Origin of the sequence: Paenibacillus sp. Dod16 (genome assembly GCF_049893405.1) — a bacterium.
GTDB lineage: Bacteria > Bacillota > Bacilli > Paenibacillales > Paenibacillaceae > Paenibacillus_AQ.
The window spans coordinates 1-2,705 of sequence record NZ_JBNDYG010000107.1; the positions used below are offsets into that span (position 1 = coordinate 1).

Consider the following 2,705-nt stretch of genomic DNA (forward strand, 5'->3'; position numbering starts at 1 on the left):
AGAGGCACAAAACCGAATTGAAAAATACATACGATTTTACAACCAGAGACGACCGCAGCGGAAATTAAACAAACTGACGCCGGTAGAGTACCGACGCCAGTTTGCAGCTTAGGTGTTTTTCCAATGTCCACAAAATGGGGTCTTGACCACACGGGTTGCAGTTCTTTTTTAATATACTGAGTATTTTTTTAAAACTGTGACACGTTCCCGTCGACGCCGAGATAGAAGCCCCCCTGCATAAGGTTGTTAGTGTGTGATTCTATAATAACTTGATAATTCTTATAGCTAACAACCGGTACCAAAATCGGCGGTTTATTTCTGAGGTCTTGGTCTGTCATGTAGGTTTTTGAATATATTGTATTTCCATCTACATCAGCTACACGCAGAGTGAAATATGCTGGGTTTCCTGAATTAACACCATAAACTCTAAGGTTTCTGATCTCCATACTATGGTTAGAGTTAGGTTTTACTAAAGCTCCATGTATAGCACCGCTATATTGGTATAGGCCACCGAAAGGTCCATATTCTTGAAAAACTTGCGTTTCAAAATCTCCGCCTGAATTACTTTCCTCGCTAACGTTGCTCCCAGTAGAGGATTGGCTTAGAGAGGCATCTTCGGAAGAGATTGTTGGATCAGCAAAAGCAGAACCAGTTAACATTGCAGATAAAATAATACATGATACCAAAGAAATTTTAAATTTACTTTTCATGATTAATCAACCTCTTTTCCCAATTTTTAGGCCTTCATATATATAAACGCTAAATAGATTAATAAGTTAGCAGAATCCTAATTTTTTTTGGAATCTTTAAATCAATATAAAAAGAAACGCTATCAGCTATATGCCGATAAGCGTTCCTTTTTCAAAATGTGCTTGCAGAAGTAATATCATCTACTTTTATCCAATTCCATTCACCCTCAGAGATAGACAGTTTGATCTCTCGTCTGAACGTATGGATTAGTACGACAATACCGGTTAACTCCCTTTCTTCATACTCAACAAACATCCTTACTGTAACAGTGCGGTGCTCATGAAAAGATTCGGCCAACGCCTTCTCGATTAACTCCATTTCTTGGGGATCAAGCGTGGGCCGAGCCTCCCTGCCCTCTTCTAATTGCCGGCGAATGATTGTTTCTTTATGTTCAGGAAGCATCATGCGACTAGACTCCCACAGCCCATTACCCTCCAGCTTTTTGCGTATTGTCATTTATAGTGTCCTCCTATCTTAGCTGATCGATCGAGCGCTTGGCCCGCTGCTGTTTTTGAGACTGCTCGGATTACAATTGCATTACCGTATTTGAGTTTTAATGCGTCGGTTGTCCGTTCAAGTGCCATCTGTCTCTCCCGGTCAGTATCAAACAGCGATAACTGATATTCATTGTCGGGGGTGAGCTGAGTCAAACTAACGCCTATCCGCCGGATCGGTAAGCCATCCCAATAAGTTTCAAGCAATCGGCGTGCCCAATGATAAACCTGATTGGTGATGTTGGATGGATCCTCCATCTTCATTTGTCTTGAAAATCCCGTTGGCCGATCGAAGTCAGCTCCCATACACCCCACCGACACAACATGCCCCATGAACCCTAGTGCCCGGCAGCGCTGACAGACCAACTCTGTTAGCTCGAGCAATGGAGTTAAGATGTGGTCAAACTCCCGATAATCAAAAGGGAGGGTCATCATATGGCCTACTGACTTTGGTGCAACCTGGTGTGTGCCTGATCGCACTGGGCTATCGTCGATTCCGTTTGCGATGCGCCAATACATTTCCGCCTGGATGTCGGAGTTCTTGCCAAACTTCCGCCGCATCATCTGCTTCAGCTTTACAAGAGGTGTCTGAGCTACACTTCCAATATTCAGGAGTCCCATAGCATTGAAATGTCGGGTCATACGACTGCCGGCCATAAACATGTCGCTGACGGGACGTTTCCACAACGTCTCGGGCAGCATCTCTTTGGTGAGGGTATATATGCCGGATGGATTCTTTTTGGCGTAATTGTCACATGCAGTCTTTGCAAGGATTTTGGTTTCGGCAATCCCGAAGCGAGTATAAACGCCTGTCGCAGCTTGTACATGAGCCTGAATGATCCGGGCCATTTCTTTTGGTGTATCCGCAAACAGATGCATCGAGCCGGTCACATCTAGAAATTGTTCGTCAATGCTGTACGGCTCGACCAGATCTGTGTAGCTCTTGTAAATGTCCGTGATCAGCATAGACACATCGATGTATCGTTGCATCCTCGGCTTAATAACAACAAGATCCGGGCATTTTGCCACTGCCTCCCCAAGGCGCTCTGCGGTAGTAATCCCCTTTGACTTGGCAATAGGGCAAGCTGCCAGCACAATTCCTGAACGACGTTCCGGATCCCCAGCAACCACCAAAGGCCGATCCTTGTACTCAGGATGTTCGGCCTTTTCTACACTCGCATAAAAGGATTGGCAGTCAACGAGCATGACCACACGTTTAGATGATTTCAACACATATCCCTCCTTCTTTTAATCCAAGGACGCGTATGTCATAGAATCAAACTCCGACCATCTATGTTTGTCAATAGAACACGTCCTTCATTCGACTAAAAATGAGCATAAATAGATAGAATTATGCTCATTTTTTATTTGTGCTCTATATCAAACAACTTGAAAAATATTATTCCTCCAAAGAATTAAAAGATTAGACCCTTTATGCACACATGTTTTTATATAGATACC

General features: G+C 43.7%; 4 protein-coding genes. 1 reads left to right on the forward strand and 3 read right to left on the reverse strand.

What is annotated here, in order from left to right; translation table 11 throughout:
- Positions 1 to 112: IS3 family transposase (locus ACPV3A_RS37515; protein WP_426203510.1), on the forward strand; the 112-nt coding region annotated here is incomplete at its 5' end.
- Positions 113 to 188: 76 nt separating this feature from the next.
- Here the strand turns inward: ACPV3A_RS37515 and ACPV3A_RS37520 are convergent.
- From ACPV3A_RS37520 to ACPV3A_RS37530, 3 genes are all read right to left on the reverse strand, one after another.
- Positions 189 to 710, reverse strand: a complete 522-nt coding sequence (locus tag ACPV3A_RS37520) for a hypothetical protein (RefSeq protein WP_063477318.1) — start codon at positions 708 to 710, stop codon at positions 189 to 191.
- Between the two features lie 151 nt (positions 711 to 861).
- Positions 862 to 1,206, reverse strand: coding sequence for a YolD-like family protein (locus ACPV3A_RS37525; RefSeq protein ID WP_006212426.1), 345 nt, complete (start codon positions 1,204 to 1,206; stop codon positions 862 to 864).
- On the reverse strand, positions 1,203 to 2,450 hold the full coding sequence (locus tag ACPV3A_RS37530; RefSeq protein ID WP_085980683.1) for a DNA polymerase IV: 1,248 nt from the start codon (positions 2,448 to 2,450) through the stop codon (positions 1,203 to 1,205). The genes ACPV3A_RS37525 and ACPV3A_RS37530 overlap by 4 nt, the downstream gene beginning before the upstream one ends.
- Between the last annotated feature and the right edge of the window lie 255 nt (positions 2,451 to 2,705).

Bases quoted from the DNA above. Each gene is read 5' to 3' on its own strand.
- ACPV3A_RS37520 (WP_063477318.1), bottom strand. From the start codon at position 710: ATGAAAAGTAAATTTAAAATTTCTTTGGTATCATGTATTATTTTATCT.
- ACPV3A_RS37525 (WP_006212426.1), bottom strand. From the start codon at position 1,206: ATGACAATACGCAAAAAGCTGGAGGGTAATGGGCTGTGGGAGTCTAGT.
- ACPV3A_RS37530 (WP_085980683.1), bottom strand. From the start codon at position 2,450: ATGCTCGTTGACTGCCAATCCTTTTATGCGAGTGTAGAAAAGGCCGAA.